Source organism: Labrenzia sp. THAF191a (genome assembly GCF_009363335.1).
Lineage (GTDB): Bacteria > Pseudomonadota > Alphaproteobacteria > Rhizobiales > Stappiaceae > Roseibium > Roseibium algicola.
On the sequence record NZ_CP045333.1, the window covers coordinates 402,936 to 425,064 of the forward strand.

General features: G+C 59.4%; 23 protein-coding genes and 1 tRNA gene. 16 read left to right on the forward strand and 8 right to left on the reverse strand.

What is annotated here, in order from left to right; translation table 11 throughout:
* Window positions 1–87 precede the first annotated feature (87 nt).
* Entirely contained in the window at window positions 88–771 is a 684-nt protein-coding gene (locus tag FIV05_RS01850; RefSeq protein WP_286202248.1) for a Crp/Fnr family transcriptional regulator, read from the forward strand.
* A 164-nt stretch (window positions 772–935) separates the two neighbouring features.
* The gene (locus FIV05_RS01855) at window positions 936–1,202 is read left to right on the forward strand and encodes a BA14K family protein (RefSeq protein ID WP_152508483.1); all 267 of its coding nucleotides are present in this window, start codon (window positions 936–938) and stop codon (window positions 1,200–1,202) included.
* 101 nt (window positions 1,203–1,303) lie between these two features.
* Here FIV05_RS01855 and FIV05_RS01860 read toward each other — a convergent pair whose 3' ends face one another.
* Window positions 1,304–2,875, reverse strand: coding sequence for an alpha/beta hydrolase (locus FIV05_RS01860; RefSeq protein ID WP_152508484.1), 1,572 nt, complete (start codon window positions 2,873–2,875; stop codon window positions 1,304–1,306).
* A 449-nt stretch (window positions 2,876–3,324) separates the two neighbouring features.
* Between FIV05_RS01860 and FIV05_RS01865 the strand changes: the two genes are divergently transcribed.
* The gene (locus tag FIV05_RS01865) at window positions 3,325–3,534 is read left to right on the forward strand and encodes a cold-shock protein (RefSeq protein ID WP_023002246.1); all 210 of its coding nucleotides are present in this window, start codon (window positions 3,325–3,327) and stop codon (window positions 3,532–3,534) included.
* A gap of 127 nt (window positions 3,535–3,661) precedes the next feature.
* Complete coding sequence (locus FIV05_RS01870; RefSeq protein ID WP_152508485.1) at window positions 3,662–3,913, forward strand: hypothetical protein; 252 nt, start codon at window positions 3,662–3,664, stop codon at window positions 3,911–3,913.
* Between the two features lie 150 nt (window positions 3,914–4,063).
* Here the strand turns inward: FIV05_RS01870 and FIV05_RS01875 are convergent, their stop codons facing one another.
* The 6 genes from FIV05_RS01875 to FIV05_RS01900 form a co-directional block, all read right to left on the reverse strand.
* Entirely contained in the window at window positions 4,064–4,459 is a 396-nt protein-coding gene (locus FIV05_RS01875) for a GNAT family N-acetyltransferase (RefSeq protein WP_152508486.1), read from the reverse strand.
* Window positions 4,460–4,652: 193 nt separating this feature from the next.
* Window positions 4,653–4,964, reverse strand: a complete 312-nt coding sequence (locus FIV05_RS01880; protein ID WP_286202249.1) for a hypothetical protein — start codon at window positions 4,962–4,964, stop codon at window positions 4,653–4,655.
* Window positions 4,965–5,728: 764 nt separating this feature from the next.
* Window positions 5,729–5,805, reverse strand: a tRNA-Arg gene (locus FIV05_RS01885).
* A gap of 215 nt (window positions 5,806–6,020) precedes the next feature.
* A complete protein-coding gene (locus tag FIV05_RS01890) occupies window positions 6,021–7,493 on the reverse strand; it encodes a HAMP domain-containing sensor histidine kinase (protein ID WP_152508487.1) in 1,473 nt (490 codons plus the stop codon).
* Window positions 7,494–7,575: 82 nt separating this feature from the next.
* Complete coding sequence (locus tag FIV05_RS01895; protein WP_152508488.1) at window positions 7,576–9,006, reverse strand: FAD-dependent oxidoreductase; 1,431 nt, start codon at window positions 9,004–9,006, stop codon at window positions 7,576–7,578.
* Between the two features lie 36 nt (window positions 9,007–9,042).
* The gene (locus FIV05_RS01900; protein ID WP_023002253.1) at window positions 9,043–9,864 is read right to left on the reverse strand and encodes a TVP38/TMEM64 family protein; all 822 of its coding nucleotides are present in this window, start codon (window positions 9,862–9,864) and stop codon (window positions 9,043–9,045) included.
* 325 nt (window positions 9,865–10,189) lie between these two features.
* On the opposite strand from FIV05_RS01900, the gene rpmH reads away from it, so the two are divergent.
* From rpmH to FIV05_RS01960, 12 genes are all read left to right on the forward strand, one after another.
* Window positions 10,190–10,324 (forward strand): 50S ribosomal protein L34, encoded by a 135-nt coding sequence (gene rpmH / locus FIV05_RS01905; protein WP_006934271.1) that lies wholly within the window; start codon window positions 10,190–10,192, stop codon window positions 10,322–10,324.
* A gap of 59 nt (window positions 10,325–10,383) precedes the next feature.
* Window positions 10,384–10,794 carry a ribonuclease P protein component gene (rnpA, locus tag FIV05_RS01910; RefSeq protein ID WP_152508489.1) on the forward strand — a complete coding sequence of 137 codons (411 nt, stop codon included), beginning with the start codon at window positions 10,384–10,386 and terminating at the stop codon, window positions 10,792–10,794.
* Window positions 10,791–12,611, forward strand: coding sequence for a membrane protein insertase YidC (gene yidC, locus FIV05_RS01915; protein WP_173013749.1), 1,821 nt, complete (start codon window positions 10,791–10,793; stop codon window positions 12,609–12,611). The genes rnpA and yidC overlap by 4 nt, the downstream gene beginning before the upstream one ends.
* A gap of 462 nt (window positions 12,612–13,073) precedes the next feature.
* On the forward strand, window positions 13,074–14,078 hold the full coding sequence (locus FIV05_RS01920) for a hypothetical protein (protein WP_152508490.1): 1,005 nt from the start codon (window positions 13,074–13,076) through the stop codon (window positions 14,076–14,078).
* 408 nt (window positions 14,079–14,486) lie between these two features.
* On the forward strand, window positions 14,487–14,966 hold the full coding sequence (locus tag FIV05_RS01925; protein WP_286202250.1) for a transglycosylase domain-containing protein: 480 nt from the start codon (window positions 14,487–14,489) through the stop codon (window positions 14,964–14,966).
* A gap of 228 nt (window positions 14,967–15,194) precedes the next feature.
* Window positions 15,195–15,875 (forward strand): CatB-related O-acetyltransferase, encoded by a 681-nt coding sequence (locus FIV05_RS01930; protein WP_152508492.1) that lies wholly within the window; start codon window positions 15,195–15,197, stop codon window positions 15,873–15,875.
* A gap of 136 nt (window positions 15,876–16,011) precedes the next feature.
* Entirely contained in the window at window positions 16,012–16,659 is a 648-nt protein-coding gene (gene yihA, locus FIV05_RS01935) for a ribosome biogenesis GTP-binding protein YihA/YsxC (protein ID WP_023002260.1), read from the forward strand.
* Between the two features lie 98 nt (window positions 16,660–16,757).
* Window positions 16,758–17,645 (forward strand): acetylglutamate kinase, encoded by an 888-nt coding sequence (argB, locus tag FIV05_RS01940; RefSeq protein WP_023002261.1) that lies wholly within the window; start codon window positions 16,758–16,760, stop codon window positions 17,643–17,645.
* Window positions 17,642–18,385, forward strand: a complete 744-nt coding sequence (locus FIV05_RS01945; RefSeq protein ID WP_023002262.1) for a pyrimidine 5'-nucleotidase — start codon at window positions 17,642–17,644, stop codon at window positions 18,383–18,385. Before argB ends, FIV05_RS01945 begins: the two co-directional genes overlap by 4 nt.
* Window positions 18,386–18,518: 133 nt before the next feature.
* Window positions 18,519–19,421: a DUF817 domain-containing protein gene (locus FIV05_RS01950; RefSeq protein ID WP_152508493.1), complete on the forward strand. Its 903-nt coding sequence runs from the start codon at window positions 18,519–18,521 to the stop codon at window positions 19,419–19,421.
* A 63-nt stretch (window positions 19,422–19,484) separates the two neighbouring features.
* Window positions 19,485–20,348, forward strand: a complete 864-nt coding sequence (locus FIV05_RS01955) for a LysR substrate-binding domain-containing protein (RefSeq protein ID WP_023002264.1) — start codon at window positions 19,485–19,487, stop codon at window positions 20,346–20,348.
* Window positions 20,349–20,478: 130 nt separating this feature from the next.
* On the forward strand, window positions 20,479–20,859 hold the full coding sequence (locus FIV05_RS01960) for a hypothetical protein (protein WP_208997781.1): 381 nt from the start codon (window positions 20,479–20,481) through the stop codon (window positions 20,857–20,859).
* A 66-nt stretch (window positions 20,860–20,925) separates the two neighbouring features.
* On the opposite strand, the gene pcaF is transcribed toward FIV05_RS01960, so the two are convergent.
* Window positions 20,926–22,128, reverse strand: coding sequence for a 3-oxoadipyl-CoA thiolase (gene pcaF / locus FIV05_RS01965; protein ID WP_152508494.1), 1,203 nt, complete (start codon window positions 22,126–22,128; stop codon window positions 20,926–20,928).
* Between the last annotated feature and the right edge of the window lies 1 nt (window position 22,129).

The following is a 22,129-nucleotide window of genomic DNA, read 5'->3' on the forward strand; positions in this document are numbered from 1 at the left end:
ATGGTATGACACAACAACCGTTGTAACCACCGTTGTACTGGTGCTCGCATCACACGAGAAAGAGAGAATATGGCTACCGAAGAGAGTTTGAATAAGGAAAAGCTCCTGGGACAGAGCTTTATTTTCGAAGCGCTGGATGACGAAAGCCGCAAGGATCTGGCCGCTTTCGCACATGTCAAACGCTACACCGCAGGCGATATCATTTTCGACATGGGAACGCCGGGGCAAAGCATGATGGCAATTGCGGAAGGCTCGGTGCGCGTCAGCATGCCGACGCCCAGCGCCCGCGATGTCACCTTGTCGGAACTGCATCCGGGCGACATCTTCGGTGAAATCGCCCTGCTCGATGGCGGCGAGAGGTCAGCAAACGTGCGCGCCTTGACCAACTGCAAGCTGGTCGTGGTCGAACGACGGTCTCTGATTGAAGTGCTCAATCGCGATCCGGCTCTTTCCATCCGGCTGATCGAGTTGCTTTGCCAGCGCGTTCGCCGGTCGGACGAACGGATGATGGAAATCGGTTTTCTCGGTCTGCCGGAACGTCTCGCCCGCCTGCTTCTCCGCATCACCGTGACCGCTCCCGGCACTGAAGAGAAGCCGCTGACCAAACTGTCGCTCTCCCAGTCGGAAATCGCAGAGATGATCGGCAATACGCGAGAGACGGTGAACCGATGCCTGCGCAAGTTCCAGAAAGCAGACCTGATCGACCTCAAGGAAGGCTGGCTGATCATCCGGAACCGGGAAGGCCTGGAGGACGTCGCGGACTTCGTGTGAGGAACACGGGAGCCGTTTTGGCCAGAACTCGGGACGCGCTGGCCGTCATCAGACAGCCGATGTCGGGGCAGTGTCGCGCGTCACAGGCCCCGGCGAATGATCTTTCCTAGGTAAGAGGGACAGGCGAACACCGCTTCGCCTTCACCAAGCCAAAGGAGATCCAGATGCTCAGGAAAACCATCTTCACCGCCGTTGCCTCCGCAGCCCTGGCAACCACGACCTTCGCCCCTGCCGCCTTTGCCGGGGGCTATGGAAAAAGCAACCACAAGGGCTATCAGCACCAATGGGCTTTTGGCGCTCGTGATGCGGTTGTGACGCGGCATATCGACTGGTGCTTTGGCCGCTACAACTCCTATCGTGTTTCCGACAACACGTTCCGGTCCGGGCAAGGCTCGCGCCTGCAGTGCTCCTCTCCGTTCATTAGCCGCTGACCATTCGCCTGACACGAGACATTTGCCGGCAAGGCGGGCAGAGCACGGAGATCATATCCCGGTTCTGCCCCGCCGGAATGCGCTTCCGGCAAGAGCCAAAATCAGATGCCGTTTTCTTCAAGAAAGCGATGGATGGCACCAAGGCACACCTGCCAGGCAGGTTCCTGATCGACCAGAATGTGATTTCGGCTTTCCAGTGCCACGAATTGCGCCCCCGGGATGCCTGCCGCAACAGCCTGGCCGAGTTCCAGCGGAATGCGCTGATCGTATCTGGAGTGCAAAACGATTGTCGGCGCCTTTACCTGCCCAAGGCGGTGGCGGACATCGATACGGCCGAAGGCTTCCTGAAACCGCGCCGCGTTTTTCGGCGAGGTTGTCTGACGCTGAAAATCGTCGAACCAGTCCAGGGTTTCCGCGTTGGCATCCGGCATGAAGGTTTGCGAGAAAATATGCCGATAGGCCGGATTATCCGTCCCCCAGCCAAGTTCCGTCAGCGTGATCACCGCCTCACGCCGGGCCTGTTCCTCCGGTGAGGCCAGATATCGCCAGCCGGCAGCATATCCACTGATCAGGATCAGTCCGGAAACGCGCTCGGGATGACGCACGGCGTATTCAACCGACACGGCACAGCCCTGAGAGATGCCCACCAGCGGAAACCGTTCCAGCCCCAGGGTATCGGCAACGACCTCAAGATCCTCGACAAAGGCGTCGAACCCGAGATCGTCCACATCCCAGTCGGACAGACCGCAGCCTCTCTCGTCGTAGCGGATGAACGTGCGGCCGCGGGAAAGCTCTGCAAAGCTTCTGCCCCAGATCGGGCTCGACCAGTCGAACTCCAGGTGGTTCAGCCAATTGGCCGCCTTCAGAATGGGTGGACCGGCCCCGATGCTGGCATAGGCGATCCTGGTGCCGTCTGCCACATCGCAAAATCCGATGTTCTGCGCCCTGAGCGCATGGGCACGGGCCTTGCGAACCCTGTCTGCCGGGTCGGCCGAACTCGTCTCGGCAAGCACGACGTGGTCAGACGAAAGACCGGAGGTCGATGTGACCCGCTGAAGGCCTGCCGGCGGCGTGTCACTTCGCATCCGCTGGTGCGCCTCTGCGCCTTCCGGGTCGGCTTCCAGCCACAGTCGCTGCCACTTCCGACTGGCAGCCGGGCCAATATCCCTGTGGGTCGCCAGACGCTTGTAAACTTCCACCTGTGCCAGATGGACGTCTTCACGTTCAGCCGTCAGCCAGGCATCGAAAGCCTCGTCGCCGGCACCGTCCAGCCCGTCCAGCAACATGTTCCCGAGCCGCGTGGCCATGTCCTCAAGCTCGGTGACGCCAAGCAACCCTGCCTGGTTCCGAAGCCTTGCGTGAATATCGAGAATGTCGATACCGATGCCCTCGGCATCGAACTGGACGCGCTCGCGGTCGGCGATGATACGCAGCCGGTCCGGCGTATCGACCGCCCGCCGCAGCTTGCTGAGCGCCCAGCGCAGCGCCGCTTTCGGATCGTCCGGAAGGTCCCAGAACAGCTCACACAATCGCTCACGCCGATGCGGCCGCCCTGTCGCGACCAGAAACGCAAGAAGCGCCCGTGCCTTCTTGGAGGCCGGCAGAACAATTTCCTGCCCCATGGCCCTGACGCGCAGTTCCCCAAGGAGCGAAATTTCCAGCGCCTGGGACATGTATGTCTCTGAACTCACTTTGGAAAAACACTTCGCGTCTTTGTAGCACCTAAAAGAAGGCTGGTAAAACAAACCTGTCAGAACGACCGCCGGCGCCTTCGCCAATTGCCAGGTTCTACGTCCATTAACCGAAATTCCGTTATTGCCCCTGGGCCTGCACCCGGCCGAGATGACCCATCACCCGCCAAAACGATCCTGAAATCGGATCAAAACGAATTATTATTGCTAAGTTTCGTCGTCGCAAAAATTCTTTTCAAAGAAACAGGAAAAGCGCCTTGTTTTGGACACGGTTTCAACTTAGGTAACAGTTATCGATATTGTTTGTCGAACTTTGTGACTGCGCGGTTTACCGTGTTCTGAACGATCTTCCCATCAACGTCGACCTAACCGCGCCGCCCCGCATACCGTGAGGCGCGCAAACTACCATGACCGATTGAAAGGAAATCGTTATGCCAGTAGGTACCGTAAAATTCTTCAACACCACCAAAGGCTTTGGCTTCATTCAGCCGGAAGATGGCGCTGCCGACGTGTTCGTGCACATCTCCGCTGTAGAGCGCGCAGGCATGCGCAGCCTGGTCGAAGGCCAGAAGGTCAGCTTTGAAGTTGTCCAGGACCGCCGTTCCGGCAAGTCCGCTGCTGACAACCTTCAGGAAGTCTAATTCTGCATCCAACTCTGTTCGGTGACCACGGATGCACTGGCACCGGGCAGCAGGATGAATGGAAAAGGCCGGGGTAACTCCCGGCCTTTTTTGCAATTACCACCAGTGAACGGTTGGAGACGCGCAGATGACTTCGTCCAAGGATAATGAAAGCCCCCTTCGCACACGACGGGAAACTGCGGAAAGCAAAGCGGAAACAACCCGTCGGGTCGCGCGTGAAATCAATGAGGCAGAGACATCTGCCCGCGACGCCAAGACGGCCCGACTGAAAGCTGCAAGACTGGCGAGCCAGGACAAGCAGGCGGCTTCCGCCACGAATACCGCCAAGGGCAAGTCAGCCCCGACAAAACCCCGCAAACCCTTTGTGACCAAAGCCTGACGCCAGGTTTCATTTCTCTTTTTCCCAGGGTTTCTTGCGGGCACTGTCTGCAAGGCGAGTGAAACGGGCATTCAATATGGACCGCCCCTGATTGCCGTTTGGCGTTCGCTTCTGCTTCTCCGGCCAAAGCCCCGGAACCATGGCCCACCGTCAGGCGGTCGCCAGTTCCATGACCTGCGCCGGCTCCCTGCAACCGGGAAAGAGCTCGTATTCTACGTGTTCCACAACTGCAAATCCCAAAGATCCGTAAAAGGCGATCGCGCCTGTGCTGGCGCATAGCACCGTGACCTGCAGCCGCCTTGCGCTCGAACCTTCACGCTGAACATGCCGGATCAATCTGCGTCCGGTCCCCGATCTCTGGAACGCCTGGCTGATGTAACAGCCCCAGACATAGACAATTGCCCCGCGAGCTGCGTAGACGCAGCTTCCGACGATCCGGTCGTCATGAAACGCGAGGACCACCCGTTCATCCGTCGCAGGCAGAATGCCACCCAGATCTTCTCCGGCAAGGGATTCGACCATCGCAGTGGCAGTGTCGCTACCCAATTGTTCCTGGTAGGTTTCGCGCCAACACGTCGAAAGAAAAGCCCTGAGACGGGATCTGGGCAGCCCGTCTAATAGATCGCCATCAGACGCAAATTCGACCAGCTCCACCACGTTTCCTGTTCCTGGATCATCAGGCACTGACAGATGAGGAACACCTCTTCTCGCTGATGAGCGAAACCGGTTCTCCAGCAGCCTAACGGTGGCTTGAACCGAATGTTTTTTCAAGCAGCGTCGAACTGGAACCAGAAGCTGCTTCGCCAACCGCTTCAAGTTGATCCTGCGTGGTCATGCGCTCGTACGCTTCCCCATCGGACTGTATGCGATACTGCGGCATGCCATCGCGAGCAGGCAACCTGCCTGTCACACGATACGTCAGGCCGGACATGCCCTTGCCACCGAACACGTTTTTCAGGCGCACGGCCTGCCCTATCCTGAAACTGTGGTCTGAAGAGCCACCCGAGACTCTGCCGTGGCTGGTATTCGTGACCGTTTTCCTGGTCATCATGATTGGGTATCCTTTGATTTGAAGTATTCGCCGGCCGAGATCCGCCAAGTGACGCCACGCTATCGACAGATACGTGTATCGGCCCGTTCAACCGGCATACGGTGGCCGCTTCCGTAAATTGTCCTTGATCCGACGAGGCCAAATGCGTGACGGCAAGCGGTAAACATCTGCGCCGCCAAACGTGTCATGACCGATTTCGCGGGCACACTTGTCCAGGGAGGGCGCAGGCCTAAGCAGCACCCTGACAAGGAAAAAATACACTTATGTACTTTGAGTTTTTATGACAAAACAGGCGGTAAGATTGATTTATATTTTGTGCCGCACTTATTTTCCTAATTTTCAGCATACACATTTTACAATAATAATCAAACATCAAAATATTTTGAGACTTTTATTTCTTCCAATTCTTATGAAATGACCCCAAACGGCCCCTAGTAATAGGGACCACCCAAGCCGGGCGACCGTAATCACCAGCCCAAGAACATGCGGCGCGTGTCATCGGACCCAAGATCCGATTTCCCGGATCAGGCATGTTGGGATTCGGCAAACCACCCGCTGACAACCTGGCCTTCACACGAGATTGACGCCCCCGAGAACCTGTCCGGTCCATCGCATGGAAAGCAGGAACCCGATGCACGAATGTAGCCGTTGCAAAGACGGCAAATGCTGAAGTTGCTTCCTGGAAGCTGTCCAGACAGGCCGACAACGCTTCAGCGCAATGCACACAGGTGCAAGCAGATCAAATACTGATGGTGCAGGAAAAGTGGCGCACCGGGGAGGATTCGAACCCCCGACCCCCAGATTCGTAGTCTGGTGCTCTATCCAGCTGAGCTACCGGTGCGTATTTGCGAAGATCTTGTCATCTCGGTTGAACCTGCCGATGACCGGTCTTGGCGCTGCGGGGCGTGTCGTGTGCCCCGGACAGGGCGCTTACCTACTGCGGTCCGATGGGGATTGCAAGAACCTTTTTGAACTTTTTTTCAAAGAACTGTCACACAGTTCGGAAAGCCGCAGAACTCCTCGAGACTTAGCGGTGAATAAGATCGCCCTTCCCGCTCACGGCTTGCGGTCGGGAACCTCGAAACAGAAACATGTGCCGGTCCGGTTGTCTTCCAGCCGCACCGATCCGCCATGCGCCTTGAGCAATTCGGCGACAATCGCCAGCCCGAGACCGACGCCGCCGTTTTTCGAACCGCTGTGAAATGCCCTGAACAGTGCCTTGCGGATATTGTCCGGAATGCCCGGCCCCGTGTCTGAAACCCGAACTCGGACACATGTGCCCTCACGCTCGGCCTCGATGGTGATCCGGCGGACCAGCGTTTCGTCCTTTTCCGCCTCCAGCGCCTGAAAGGCATTGCGGACGAGATTGAGCATCACACGGAAGATCTGTTCCGGATCGGCGTCGATCTCGATTTCCACCGGCACCTTGTTGTCGAAACGCACCGTGGCATGATCCACGAGACCCAGCACGTCCGCCACGTCGTCACCGACACGCCTCAGAGCCAACAGACGGCGCTGCGGTGCCCGTTCCTGGGCCTTGCCGTAGGACATCACCGCCTGAGTGTAACCGACCGCCCTGTCGAGTGTTGCCAGGATCTTGGGGGCAAGGCGCTTGACCGTCGGGTCCGGCACATGCTCCAGGCGCTCCAGAAACAGCTGCGCAGAGGCCAGCAGGTTGCGGAGGTCGTGATTGATCTTGGAAACGGCCAGACCGAGGTCAGCAAGCCTCTGCTTTTGATGAAGCGCCCTTGAAAGAGCCTCCTCCATGCCCGCCAGACGGATTTCGGCGTCGCCGAGCTCGTCGCGGCGGCCGGAAATCGACATGATGCGCGAAGTATCTTCCGGGCTTTCGGCAAACCGTTCCATGGAGCGCGTCAGGCGGCGCAGCGGCCGGATGAACAATGCCCTGAGGGTGATGTAGACAAGGCTGGCGGTGATGATCGAAATCACCAGCGACAGTGCAAGAATGCGGCCGGAGAAGGCCAGCATGTCCTGTTGCAGGAGGCGCACGGGCAGGACGACATCGACATGCTCGGTATGGCCCATCTGGCCGGCACCGATGATACGCATGGCGCCGTCGCCACGATAGGTGAGGATCTCGAAACTGTGCAGGATGGCCGACCAGGGGGTGACTTCGGCCATGTCGACAACGAAGTCCATCTCGCCCGGCACATTGCTCATGGCGATCAGGCTGCGCCGCGAGCCTTCGTCGAGGGAAATCGCTAGAGCACCGGTTGTGCGCAGCAGTTCTTCCTGAAGACGCGGGGCGATGGTGTTGGTTTCCGCAAGCACAGAGGCCGCGACACCTGCCGTGGTCAGCCGGTCCGTGAGCCAGGTGTTTCGAAAATTGGCGATCGAGGGCACATAGATGAGGATTTCCGCAAGCATCACGAAAAGCACCGTCATCAACAGGAGTTTGCCTGACAGGCCGCCAAATCGATAATGCCCGAAGCCATCGCCGGGAGAAGCGGGCGTGGCGGCGGGTTCTTGCGGGACAGCCGATCCTTGCGGCGCGCCCTCATGTTTCATGTCACGTCTTTCCAAATCCCAAGGCCCCGGCCCCGCATCAGCGATGGTACCACAGCTTCTCTAAAACAGACGGCACCAGCGGTCACCCGAACAGACGCAGGAAACCGATCACTTTGCGCAGCCAAGCATTTTTGGGCGCTTCCGCATAGTAAGAAATTGCCGCACGGCGCACGAGTTCACCCAGTGTCGGATAGGGCGCGATGAACCCGGCAAGGTCCTTCATGGTCATCTTCTTCGACAGGGCGAGCGACAGAAGATTGATGACCTCTCCTGCCTGGGCACCCGCGATATCCGCGCCAAGCAGCCTGCCGCGCGGCCCGGCAATCAGCTTAAGGCGGCCCTTCGTGAGGCCTTCTGCCTGGGCCCTGTCATTGCCGGAATAGTCCGCCGTCAGCACCTTGACCTTGTCGCCATAGCGCGAGCGGGCCTCGGCTTCGCTCAGGCCGACATGACCAAGTTCCGGCGTTGTGTAGGTAACCCAGGGCACGATGTCGCTGGTCATGGAGACCGGCAGCCGGAACAGGATGGAGCGAATCGCAAGACCTGCCTGATAGCCGGCGACATGCGTAAACTGCAGACCGCCGGCAACGTCGCCAATGGCATAGACGCGCCGGTTGCTCGTTCGCAAACCCTTGTCGACAGCAATGCCTTTCCGGTCATGATCGATGCCAGCTTCTTCCAGGCCGAGACCGTCGACGTTGGGCGCACGGCCGGTCGCCACAAGCAGATGAGAGGCCTCCACCGTCACCGGCTTTCCATCCGCCTCCTTCGCACTGATCGCCAGTCCCGCACCGGATCGTCCAACCTTTTCGACAGCCGTTTCTTCCAGAATGTCTATGCCTTCGGCACGCAGGGTATCCAGCACCAAAGCCGCCAGTTCCGGATCGTCCTTGCCAAGAGCCTTCTGCGCTTCGAACACGGTGACTTTCGAACCAAGACGCCGGTGGGCCTGCGCCATTTCAAGACCGATTGGCCCGCCGCCGATAATCGCCAGATGCTCCGGACGATTGCGCAACTGGAACAGGGTTTCGTTGGTCAGATAGGGAACGTCCTCGAGGCCCGGTATGGGCGGAACGAAAGCGGAGGAACCCGTTGCGATGACAAAACGCCGGGCCTTGATACGGAACGCACCGGCCAACACCTCGTCGGTTCCGGTGAACCTTGCCGTCTCGCGCAGGACGGTGACGCCGAGGCCTTCGAAGCGTTCCTGGGAATCATGTGGCTCGATGGCGGCGATGACCTTGCGGACATGATCGTTCGCTTCGGCAAAGTCGACTTTCGGCTTGTCGCCATGCACTCCGAACCGGCTCGCAGCTTCCTGCGTATGCGCGGCCCTGGCGGCGGCCAGAAGCGCCTTGGAGGGCACACAGCCGTAGTTGAGGCAATCGCCGCCCATGAGCCCCTTTTCGATCAGCACCACCTCGACGCCAAAGGCCGCAGCGGCCGCGGCAACGGACAGGCCGGCGGAGCCTGCGCCAATCACGCAAATGTCCGGGGTCAGCAAATTGGCCATGACGGGCTCCGATTCGGCAGGAAACTGGCGGAAAGTTTAACGATTGCGGACTTTTTTCAAGATCACCGGAATGAGGCTGGCGATTCCGAGTGCAAAAAACGCCGCCAGCAGCTGTGGTGTTACCAAGGCAGCAACGTCGATCTGACAGGTTCCGGACGCCGCGCAGCCGGGGTTGGCAGCTTCCTGTGCCGCGATGACACTGTCGAGGCCGGAACCGATGAAGGTGAAGGCAAAGGTGCCCGGAATGATGCCGACAAACGTTGCAAGCGTGTAGGAGGGCAACGGCATCTTGAAGATTGCCGGGGCGATGTTGACCAGCCAGAAAGGGAATACCGGTGTCAGCCGCAGGAACAGGAGGTAGTGAAACGCATCCTTGCGAAACCCTTCGGCCAGACGGGCAAGGAAGGGGCCGGCCCGATTGGTGAGCACCTCACCGAAGGAGGATCTTGCAACAAGAAAGACGGCGCAGGCGCCGATCGTCGCGCCCAGAACCGTTGCGACACCGCCAATTACCCAGCCAAACAGAAAACCGCCCGCGATGGTCAGCAAGGATGCCCCGGGAAACGACAGGGCGACCGCCACGGTATAGATGGCCACATAGGCGAGAATGGCGAGCACCAGGTTCTGCTCGACATAGCCAGCAAGGTCCTGCCGCTGCATGATGAGGTTCGACAAGGTCAGCTGCTTGTGCAGGCCAAGCGCGAATCCGAGCACCATCAGGCCTGCGAGAACCGCCAGTGGAAGCCACTTTCTGAGCCTTTCGGCTGCCGTGCGTTCCTGCGTCTTTCCGCCGGTCTGCCCCGTGTCCTTCGGCGGCGTCATCCTGTTGGCCTCGTCACCCAGCATCCACTCTTCCATCAGCTCGCTTCTTGTCGCAGGGGCGCCCTGCTTTTTTGTTCTGATAGGCAGATGTACCTTAAACCTCGTAAAAAGAACTGTGCTTCACTGATAAGTGACGCTTGCCCGTTTCAGGTTCACCTGTGCGTGATCGAAAGGAAAACGCAGAATCTTAGGCGTGCAAAGTTGACTTGAGGCGGCATGGCCCTTATAAGCGCGCTCGACCGGGACATGCATTCGGACCCAAGGCTGGAAAAGCCGCGCTCTTCATGGCGCTTCGGGTGCTTCCTCCAAAGAATTTAAAAAATGAACAAGGGCCGCGCTCTTAGCCGCGCGGGGAAGAACAATGAAGCGTACGTATCAACCGAGCCGTCTTGTCCGCAAGCGTCGCCACGGCTTCCGCGCACGTATGGCCACCAAGAATGGTCGTCAGGTGCTTGCTCGTCGCCGCGCGAAGGGTCGCAAGAGCCTCAGCGCCTAATCGGCGACCAGCCCGCAGTGCGCCGGGTTGGCGGCGACTGCCAACACCAATCCGCCGCTATGGACAATTTGAAAAAGCGCTCCGAATTCCTGGCGGTCGCCAAAGGCGGCCGGCTGGGCCGGCGCGCTTTTGTCGTTCAGGGCTTGAACCGCGACAGCGACGACGCGTCGCGGGTTGGCTACACGGTTACCAAGAAAACCGGCAATTCGGTTATGCGCAGCCGCATAAAGCGGAGGCTTCGAGCCGCCGTGGCCGAACTTGCGCCCGAAGATATCCCGCAAAAGGCGGATTTCGTGCTTGTCGCTCGCGACAGCGCACTCACTCTTCCCTTTGAAAAAATCGTTGCAGACCTTAAGTCTGGCCTGAGCCAGGTGCTGGATCCGCAAACGCCGCGCGGACGGGGAAAACCGCGCCGGCAGGGCTCGCAGCCCAATCGAAACAGCGCAGGAAACAGGGGTAAATCCAGTTGATTTCTGAAAACCGCAACACGATTCTCGCGATCGTTCTGTCCCTGATTGTTCTGCTCGGCTGGCAATATTTCGTTGCCGCGCCTCAGTTGGAACGCCAGCAGGCCGAACTTCAGGCCCAGCAGGAGGCCGCTCAAAAGGCCGCGACCGGCACAACAAACCCGGATGCACCGCAACCGACCGGTTCGCAGGGCGCCAACACCGCGGCACCGGCGGCCGGGCAACAGGCCGCCTTTGCCAACCGGGATACTGCGCTTGCCGCTTCCCAGCGCGTGACCATCGATACGCCCAGCCTTGAAGGGTCGCTCAATCTGAAAGGCGGCCGCCTCGACGATATCCGGCTGAAGGACTATCACGAGACCGTCGACAAGAGCAGCCCGACCATCGTGCTGTTCTCACCGTCCGGCAGCCCCAAGCCCTACTACGCTGATTACGGCTGGGTCGGCGATCCGGGTTCGAACATCGCCCTGCCCGGCCCAGATACCATCTGGTCCATCGACGGCGAGACGACACTGACCCCGTCGACACCCGTGACACTGTCCTGGGACAATGGTGCTGGCCTCATCTTCAAGCGGACGTTCTCTGTCGACGACAACTACATGTTCACCGTCAATCAGGCGGTCGAAAACACCGGCGCCGACGCGGTAACGCTTTATCCCTACGGACTGATCGCTCGCAAGGGCATGCCGGAAACCAACGGCATCTACATTCTCCATGAAGGCCTGCTCGGCGTCTTCGGCGCGGACGGCCTCAAGGAAGTCGATTACGACGATCTGATGGAAGAAGGCTCCATCCGGCCGTCCAAGGTCGACCAGGGCTGGCTCGGCATCACCGACAAGTACTGGGCCGCGACGCTCATCCCGACCCCGGGTCAGGAATTCCAGCCGGGCTTCAGCCACTCCGCCACCACCGACGTCTTCCAGGCCGACTATCTCGGCAACGGTGTGACCATTGCAGGCGGTGCGACCGGCGAAAGCAGCTCGTATCTGTTTGCCGGCGCCAAGGAAACCAAGGTTCTCGACGGTTACGAGGAAGCGCTCGGTATCGAACGGTTCGAACTCCTCATCGACTGGGGCTGGTTCTACTTCCTCACCAAACCGATGTTCTTCGCGATCGACTGGTTCTTCCACCTGTTCGGCAACTTCGGTGTCGCCATCCTGGTCGTCACCGTTATCGTCAAGCTGATCTTCTTCCCGCTCGCCAACAAGTCCTACGTCTCCATGAGCAAGATGAAGCTCGTGCAGCCGCAGATGACGGAAATTCGGGAGAAATATTCCGACGACCGGCAGAAGCAGCAACAGGCGTTGATGGAGCTCTACAAGAAAGAGAAGATCAACCCGCTGGCCGGCTGTCTGCCGATCCTGGTGCAGATCCCGGTGTTCTTCGCACTCTACAAGGTGCTGTACGTCACCATCGAAATGCGCCACGCACCGTTCTTCGGCTGGATCCAGGATCTTTCGGCACCGGACCCGACCACCATCTTCAACCTGTTCGGCCTGATCCCCTGGGATCCGCCGCAGATGCTGATGCTGGGCGTCTGGCCGCTGATCATGGGGATCACCATGTTCATCCAGATGAAGATGAACCCGGCTCCGCCCGATCCGACCCAGCAGATGATTTTCACCTGGATGCCCGTGATCTTCACCTTCATGCTGGCCTCTTTCCCGGCCGGTCTGGTGATCTACTGGGCATGGAACAACACCCTGTCCGTGACGCAGCAGTATGTGATCATGCGCCGTCAGGGAGCCAAGGTGGAGCTCTGGGACAATCTGGGGGCGCTCTTCAAACGCAAGAAGCCAGCTCCCGACGACAAGAGTTAGTCCTCTGGCAGTTGCCTGAAAACAATAAGCCCCGCCAACCGGCGGGGCTTATTCATTGAGAGGCCGGTCATCGAACCTTTTGATGTTCTTATGACGCCCCCTGACTTCCGTCGGCAGGACATTGCCGACTTTGTCCCGCTCCGCCTGTCGAGTGAATGTTCGGCATGGAAATGACCGGCAAGAGTTCGCCATTTCTCGACAAGACCCAGCGTTGACCACTTCAAGGCCCATGCGAGCGCAGTGACGGGCGTCACTGGCCATTTGGCCCCTCTTCCATCAAATTGTCTGCCAGAGACGCAAAAGCTTGTGCGGCCGGGTGCTCGCAGCCGAAAGCGCCTGCTCAATACCCGGTGACACAAGCCAGCCAACCAACACCTGAAACTGAAACCGGCACACAGCAAAGCGTGCGCCTGATCCCTTTTGTGCGGCCGCAAGCATGGCCACATCGTGGAGAACGTGAACATGTACGCAGACTACGACGCCTTCAAAGCAGCGGTTGAACCTCACTGGCAGCGATACTGGGACGACAACGCGTGGGTTCAAAGCTGGTCCAACTGGCAGGATCGGGACAAAATGGACCAGTTTTGCCAGGCTGCTTACAATCTCTACAGGGCTGCCGCAAATAACCGATTGCCATACACCTTGCTTGGCGGCACCGGTATCCGGATGTGCAAAAACCTGATCGCAAACTTCGGTGTGACGGCTGCCAGCGGCATCCAGGAAGACGTAACCAGGAAGCATGTCCAGACGGAACAAAGAGCCCGCAACGAAGGCAAGGGCACGCACACGGACGCGGACAAGAATATCATCCCTTCCGTGCCCGTCACAGGAGGCGCCATCCTAAGTGAAAAGAAGTGGACGCCTCTTCTAAACGATGCACTCATCATCGGTGCGATCACTGCCCACAAGACCTTCAGTCTGACGCTGGAAACCGCTGAGGCCGGCCTTTTTCGCCAGTGCGGCGAGGATTTGCTGGACGAAGAGGTCCCGAAACTGCAGAAGATTCTGCCGCATGTAACCAACCGGAGAAATGCAGAGCACCTTGTGAAGGGAACCGTGGACTATCAAAAGAACCACTGGAAGGAGTTCATGAACCGGAACGCCGGCATGTTCTGGACCTTCGGACAGTACACGGACAGACAAACCAACAGGAAAGCATCATTCCAGAACCCGCGTGTGCTGGCGCGCGAACTGCTTGGCCTGGCGTTTTTCGGCTATCAGCCTGCGTTCGGACAAGGTGAGCTCTATTTCAAGCCACCGAAGGACAACGCCCCGGACCCGACATTCCAAGCCTATGTGAGAGGGCTTAATGATATCGGATTTCACGAAGGCAACAGACACACACGCATCAGGTTGATGTCGAGAATCTCCGAATTCCTGTTCGACGACCCGAGGGCAGTCCAAATGCCGCAGGACAGGGCTTTTGGTGAAAGGCGTGTCGACGCCCGGGTTCGCATTCCCACCTGAACGCTACTCCAGAAACCGGTGCCACCTGTCGGGTCCACTTTCGACGCGGCTCTCGACCGACCAGAAGAACCCCATTCAAGCGGGACTTTTCAAGTCGTCGCCTGCCAGACTTCCCCACGGCGCCCGATGTGAAAAACGCAGGCAGGCGCCGTCTTTAGGCCTCGTTTCCATCATGACAGTGCCCGCTTTGCCCGACACGGTTCGAGATATATTTCCGGAGGTGTCCCTTGCGCGTACTCAAAATCCTTTCCGCCCTCGTCCTGCTTCTGACTGCAGCCGCCTTTTGTTTACGGATTTGCCGGTTATCTCGATGCCCGAGCCGATGCCTTTCGCCTGTCCGCGCGCGCCGACAGGCTGATTGCCGGCGGCCGAGGCGGTGTCGATCTCGGGCCGAGGCAACTTGCGAAATTGCTGCAGGTCGAGGATCCCGGCTTTGTGGACCATTCCGGCGTGGATCTTTCCAGTGCCGGAGGCGGTCTCACCACAATTACCCAATCGCTTGCCAAACGCGTCGGTTTCGAAACATTCCATCCCGGTATCGCCAAGATCCGGCAGACCGGTTACGCAATCGGGCTGGAACATGAGCTTACCAAGCAGGAAATTCTGGCTCTCTGGCTCGACACCCTGGAAATGGGCCATGGGCCCGACGGTTGGATGACCGGGTTCTTCAGGGCAAGCAATGCCATTTACGGGAAAGCTCCGGCAGAGCTTTCCGAGAGGGAATTTCTCTCCCTTGTCGCGGTCCTTATCGCCCCGTCCACATACCATCTTGGAAAAGACGATCCGAAACTTGAAGACCGAGTTGCGCGGATCGAACGCCTGGTTGCCGGCAGTTGCAAACCGCTGGACAATGGCGACGTCTGGCTGGAAGGCTGCCGCGACAAATAGACAAGCCCTAAAAGGTTCCACCTTGACCGGCGCCGGAACCTCGTGTTTTTATCCGGCACCTTGACGCGAGGCTCTCGCGTCTTTCAACCGATCCCGTTTGGAGTGCCTGGACCAATGATCCGATAAAGCAAGACCTGATCCGCAAGGCGAAGCCGCTCACCGGCAGGTCAACCGCGTCCGACACGCGTTTTCCAGTTTCCCTTGTTTTCTTGCTTTTAAGGAGGCCCCATGCACGGCCCGTCCCCCGACACGCTCTATCCCTTCAACGGCGAACCGCACACGGTTTACCTGAAAAACGTGATCACCCGCCCTACCATCGAAGTGGGCGACTTCACCTATTACAACGATGAAAACCACGCAGCGGAGTTTGAAAGCCGCAATGTGCGCTATCACTTCGACTTTGTCGGCGACCGGCTGAAGATCGGGAAGTTCTGTGCGCTGGCGCAGGGAACGACGTTCATCATGAGTGGTGCCAACCATGCCATGACGGGTTTTTCGACCTACCCTTTCAACATCTTCCATAACGGTTGGGAACAGGGCTTCGATCCTGCGACCATTTTCGAACACCTGAAGGGAGATACCATTGTCGGACATGATGTCTGGTTCGGAACCAATGCAACGGTGATGCCCGGTGTCACCATCTGCTCCGGGGCAATCATCGGCGCGCACGCGGTGGTCGCGTCCGACGTCCCGCCCTATGCGGTGGTGGTCGGCAACCCTGCCCGGGTGGTAAAACTCCGGTTTGATGAAGCCACTATCGAACGGCTGCTTGAAATCGCCTGGTGGGATTGGCCGGCCGAGACGATCTCCCGGAACCTCAATGCGATCCGCGGCGCGGATATCGAGGCCCTGGAGGCCGCAGCGACAGGGTTGGGCGGTGAGTGTGATGCCAAACGAAACAGCGCCTGATCCGAACGGTCCGGCCGTGCGGACCAAAAGACCTGCAAGGCGTCCCTTTCATAAGGGTGCGCCTTGCGGGGTTGCAGGCTTGAACCGGCACGCCAAAACTAGTGACGGTTGCTTTCAGGCAGGGTAGAAGGCGCTTATGAGCGAAGAACAAAAATATTCCGATGAAGACCTCGAAGCCGGCCGGCTGATGTTCTGCCGTCCGTGGGATTTTCTCACCAGCGTCACCGACATGGCCAACCTGCCAGAAGCGGCCGGAGCGGAGATCGCCTTTGCGGGGCGGTCGAACGTCGGCAAGTCCAGCCTGATCAACGCGCTGACCGGCCGCAAGGACCTTGCCCGGACTTCGGCAACCCCGGGCCGGACACAGATGCTGAACTTCTTCATTGCTCCCGAGACGCCGCTGACGATCGTCGACATGCCAGGATATGGCTATGCGCAGGCGCCCAAGGAACTGGTGGAAGCCTGGACCCAGCTGGTGTTTTCCTATCTGCGTGGTCGGCCGAACCTGCGCCGCGTGATCCTTCTGATCGACAGCCGTCACGGCATCAAGAAGAACGATCTCGAAGCGATGGAACTGCTCGACAAGGCAGCCGTCGTCTATCAGGTCGTGCTGACCAAAGCCGACAAGATCAAACCGCCGCAACTCGTTCGCCTCATCGAGGACACGAAGGCAATCCTGCGCAAGCGGGTCGCCGCCCATCCGGAGATTCTGGCCACGTCCTCGGAAAAGAACCGCGGTGTCGACGAACTGCGGGCGGAGCTGTTTCTTCTGGCCACCCAGTGACCCGTCACTCCTGCGCCGATTGTGAAGCCACTTCAAACCGGCTATAGCAGGGGACTTTCGCGAGACGTTTTCCCAGCCACGGTGAGTATTTCCGTTCCATGACCACGCCTGACACCGCCACACGCGCCAACATCATTGCCCATGCCCTGCCTTACATGCAGCGCTACGACAACAAGACCGTTGTCGTGAAATACGGCGGCCATGCCATGGGTGATCCGGAACTCGGCCAGGCCTTCGCACGCGACATCACGCTGCTGCGCCAGTCCGGGGTCAATCCGGTGGTGGTTCATGGCGGCGGGCCGCAGATCGGCAAGATGCTGCAGCGGCTGAACATCGTCAGCGAGTTCAAGGGCGGTCTGCGCGTCACCGACAGGGCCACCGTCGAAGTGGTCGAGATGGTTCTTGCCGGTTCGATCAACAAGGAAATCGTCCAGCTGATCAATGCCGAAGGCGGCCGCGCGGTCGGACTGTGCGGCAAGGACGGCAACCTGGTGACCGCCCGCAAGCTGACCCGGACCGTGGTTGATCCGGACAGCAACATCGAAAGCGTTCTCGATCTCGGCTTCGTCGGCGAACCGGACAAGGTCGACCCGACCGTTTTGAAGCTGGTGCTCAAGGAAGACATCATTCCGGTTGTCGCCCCGGTCGCCCCGGGCGAAGACGGCGAGACCTACAACATCAACGCCGACACCGCTGCCGGCGCCATTGCGGGCTCGCTCAACGCCAAACGGCTGCTGTTCCTGACGGACGTGCCCGGCGTTCTGGACAAGGACGGCAACCTGATCAAGCAGCTCACCGTTGCCAAGGCGCATGAGCTGATTGCCGACGGCACCATTTCCGGCGGCATGATCCCCAAGGTCGAAACCTGTATCGAAGCTTTGGACCGCGGCGTTGAAGGCGTTGTCATCTTGAACGGCAAGGTACCGCACGCGGTGCTGCTGGAACTGTTCACCGACGGCGGCGCAGGGACGTTGATCCGCCCGTGACAGGAAAACGCCCCCTGCCCCACGAGGGCCCGCAGGCTCATCGCCGCGACCTGAGGATCTTCAAAGGCGTCGAAGCCTGGGTCTTCGATCTGGACAATACGCTCTACCCGCACGAGAGCGACCTCTTCCCGCAGATCAACGAGCAGATCTCGCGCTATGTGCAGAAGATCCTGAACCTGCCGCCCGATGAGGCGATGGCGCATCAGAAGGAACTCTATCACGAGTTCGGCACGACCCTGCGCGGGCTGATGACCAACCACGCCATCGACCCGGACGACTACCTGCGTTTCGTCCATGATATCGACTACTCGACCCTGAAACCCGATCCGGACCTTGCAGCCGCGATCGAGGCCTTGCCGGGCCGGAAGTTCATCTTCACCAACGGCGACCGCCCACATGCGGAACGCACGGCGGCTGCGCTCGGCATCGCGGATCATTTCGAGGATATCTTCGACATCGTCTCGGCGGATCTTGTGCCCAAGCCCAACAAGGTCACCTACGAACGTTTCCTGGCACATACCGGCGTCGCGCCGGCACGTGCTGCCATGTTTGAGGACCTGGCCAAGAACCTGAGCGTGCCGCATGCGCTTGGCATGTGCACGACGTTGATCCTGCCGACCGGCACGCGGGACGTGTTCCAGGAAACCTGGGACATGGAAGGCGAACCCTATCCGCATGTGGATTTCGTCACCGATGAACTGACCGGTTTCCTGAAGGCCGTGCTCGGCGCCATCAGCTAGCGCCCGACCGCAGGTCAGCCCGCAATATTGCAGAAAACTGTGAAGGCACTGCACAGTTCCTGCACATCGCCAGATGCATAGAAGACCTGCCGGCCCCTTGCGGACCGGCCGGTATCTTCAGCTGAGGCGTTACATGTTACCCACCGGGATCGTCCAACCTCTACAAGCCCCCTCCCGTCCAGGCTCCGGAACGGAAAGGCTCATCAATCACCTCCTGCACAGGCTGCGTCCGGTCTTCGGCAAGGGCCTGTTCGGTCTGGCGGCGACGGAGTTTCTCGCCTTCGGCCTGAAGCAGACCTATGCCTGCATCTTCGGCGGCCTGTTGCTCGCAATCATCCTTCTGACGCGGTTCGTCTATCCGGAAGACGCCGCACTCAGTCGCTACGACTTCCTGTTTCTCGCGGCCCTCGGTCTTCAGATAGCAATGCTGGCCACGCGTCTGGAAACGCTGGACGAAGCCAGGATCATCCTGATCTTTCATGTGGTCGGCACGGTCATGGAGATTTTCAAGACCTCCGCCGGGTCCTGGGTCTATCCGGAGGAAAGCCTGTTCCGCATCGGTGACGTGCCCCTGTTCACCGGGTTCATGTATGCCTCCGTCGGCAGCTATCTCGCCCGCGTTTCCCGGATCTTCCACTTCGCCTATAGCGGTTATCCGCCGTTGTGGACCACATGGCTGTTCGCGCTCGCGATCTACGTGAATTTCTTCAGCCACCATTTCATCATCGACCTGCGGCTTGGCCTTTTCGTCTTCTTGTTTTTGCTCTTTGGACGAACCTGGGTACATTATTCGGTGTTCCGCTACAGGCACAAGATGCCGCTGGTGCTGGGCTTTTTTCTGGTCGCCCTGTTCATCTGGATTGCGGAGAATATCGGCACTTTCGCCCGCGCCTGGCAGTATCCCGACCAGGCCGATGCATGGACACTGGTTTCAATCGCAAAGTTGAATGCATGGGTGCTTCTGATGATCATTTCCTTTGTACTGGTCACCCTTGTGAACAGGCCGAAAAGGGAAAGTTCCGCCGAAAATGCCTGACCGATCTCGACAGGGTCTCCGGGGTTCATTATTGAAGAATATTCAACTTTCCGGAGATCGACCATGGCGTCCCTGCGTGCGCTACATGCCTTTTCCCTGCTGGCCCGCCACGGGCGTGCGTCGCTTGCGGCCGAAAAGCTCGGGGTTTCGCCTTCGGCGCTGTCCCACCTGATGCGCAAGCTGGAAAACGAGCTTGGTGCGACGCTGGTCAACCGGGATGGGCGTGGGCTCACCCTGACAGAAGAAGGACAGCGCCTGGCCCTGAGCATGGGCGATGCCTTCGACCGCATCGAAGAGGCTGTCGACAGCTTCCGTCGGCGCGGCCGGACGGAGCTGAGGATCAGCACCGTCTCGACCTTTGCCACCCGCTGGCTGATCCCCCGCTTGCCGGATTTCCAGGCGAGCCAGCCGGATGTGGAACTGCTGTTGTCCGCCTCCACTCGCATGGTTGATCTCGATCGCGAAAACTACGATTGCGCCATACGGCTGGGCACCGGCAACTGGCCGAGTGTCGAGAGCCACCTCTTGTGGAAGGAACACCTGGCGGTGGCCCTGGCACCCGGTCTGCTGCGTGGCAAGGATGCCACCGACACATCCGTTCTGAGCGGCCTCAGGCTTCTGCACAGCGCCTCGCGGCGTGGCGACTGGGTGCGTTGGCTGGAGGAGGCCGGGCTCAGCCATTCCGACACGAAATCGGGAACCGTGCTGCAGAGCCGGGATCTTGCCATCCAGGCTGCCATAGCAGGCATGGGCGCGATCGTGATCGACAGACGCTTCGTCTCCCAGGAACTGGAGGCAGGACACCTGATCATGCCGGACTGGAAACTGGTTGAACTGGAGACCGGATACTGGTTTGTGCGCTCGCCCGCCCGCACCTTGACCCGCCCCGTGGCCGCCTTCCGGGACTGGCTGCAAACCACTGTCTGAACACTGCAATTGGCAACACCTGCTTGCCATCTTCTTCAAAAAGGCCCCATTATTTGCGCGAGCTGCCAGATATCCATTCAGCACGATGGTCTGACGCAGCTTTTCATGGGGATACTTTGGGGGAAGTATTATGCGTAAGGGGCTTTTGAGCGCCGTCTTGTTGGCGTTCTCATTTGTTTATTTTGCCGCCGCTGCCTTGCCGGCATCAGCGGAAACACTGCACTGGCGGTTCGAAAGCAAACATCCGAACATTGTCGATGTGGAACTCTATTCCGATACCCGCCGCGGACACGTCTGGCCGGGCAACAAGAAGATCTACGTGCTCGACGACTTTTCGACGAAGACGATCAACATATCCTGCCAGCGCGGCGAAAAGGTCTGCTATGGCGCCTGGGTGCGAAATCGCAACAATCTCTACTGGGGCGTGGGCTACAAGAACCGCAATCGCTGTTCCAACTGCTGCTACACCTGCAATGGCGGTCAGACCAAGGTGATCGTCCTCAATCCTTGAGGAGCAGATAGCGAAACGGCCGGACGTGATGCCCGGCCGTTCCACCTGACAATTGCCGACCGACGATCAGACGCCTTCGAGCGCGATCGCGATACCCTGGCCGACACCGATGCACATGGTTGCAAGAGCGCGCTTTTCGCCGCGCTGCTGCAGCTCCAGAGCGGCCGTGCCGGCAATGCGTGCGCCTGACATGCCGAGCGGGTGCCCGAGTGCGATGGCGCCGCCGTTCGGATTGACGTGGGGTGCATCCTCGGCAATTCCGAGCTGGCGCAGGACGGCAATGCCCTGGCTTGCGAAGGCTTCGTTGAGTTCGACAACATCGAAATCAGTCGGCTTGATGCCAAGCCGTTCGCACAGCTTTTTGGTTGCCGGTGCCGGGCCGATGCCCATGATGCGCGGTTCGACACCTGCAGTCGCACCGCCGGAAATGCGGGCGATCGGCGTCAGACCGTACTTGCGGATCGCTGCCTCGGACGCAACGATCAGGGCTGCCGCACCGTCATTGACGCCGGACGCGTTGCCCGCGGTGACGCTGCCGCCTTCGCGGAAGGGTGCCCGCAGTTTGGCCAGAGCTTCCAGCGAGGTTGCACGCGGATGTTCGTCCCTGTCGACGACAATCGGATCGCCCTTGCGCTGGGGGATGGTCACCGGCGTGATTTCCCGTGCCAGACGTCCGTTTTCCTGTGCTGCCGCCGCCTTTTCTTGCGAGCGCAGAGCAAAGGCGTCTTGGTCCTCGCGGGAGACGGCATAATCTTCGGCAACATTCTCGCCGGTTTCGGGCATGGAATCGATGCCGTATTGCTTCTTCATCAGCGGGTTGACGAAACGCCAGCCGATGGTGGTGTCGAAAATCTCGTTCTGGCGTGAAAACGCTGTTTCCGCCTTGGGCATGACGAAGGGAGCGCGGGACATGGATTCCACGCCGCCGGCAATCGCCAGCTCCATTTCACCCGCCTTGATGGCCCGGGCCGCACTGATGACCGCATCCATGCCCGAACCGCACAGGCGGTTCAACGTGGTGCCGGGCACGGTTTCCGGCAGCCCGGCAAGCAGCAGGCTCATGCGCGCCACGTTGCGGTTGTCTTCACCAGCCTGGTTGGCGCAGCCGAAAAAGACTTCCTCGACCGCCGCCCAGTCCATGTCCTGATTACGCTCCATCAGCGCTTTCAGCGGAATGGCGCCAAGGTCATCGGCGCGGACGGAGGACAGCGCCCCGCCGAAGCGGCCGATGGGCGTACGGATATAGTCGCAGATAAAGGCTTCAGCCATT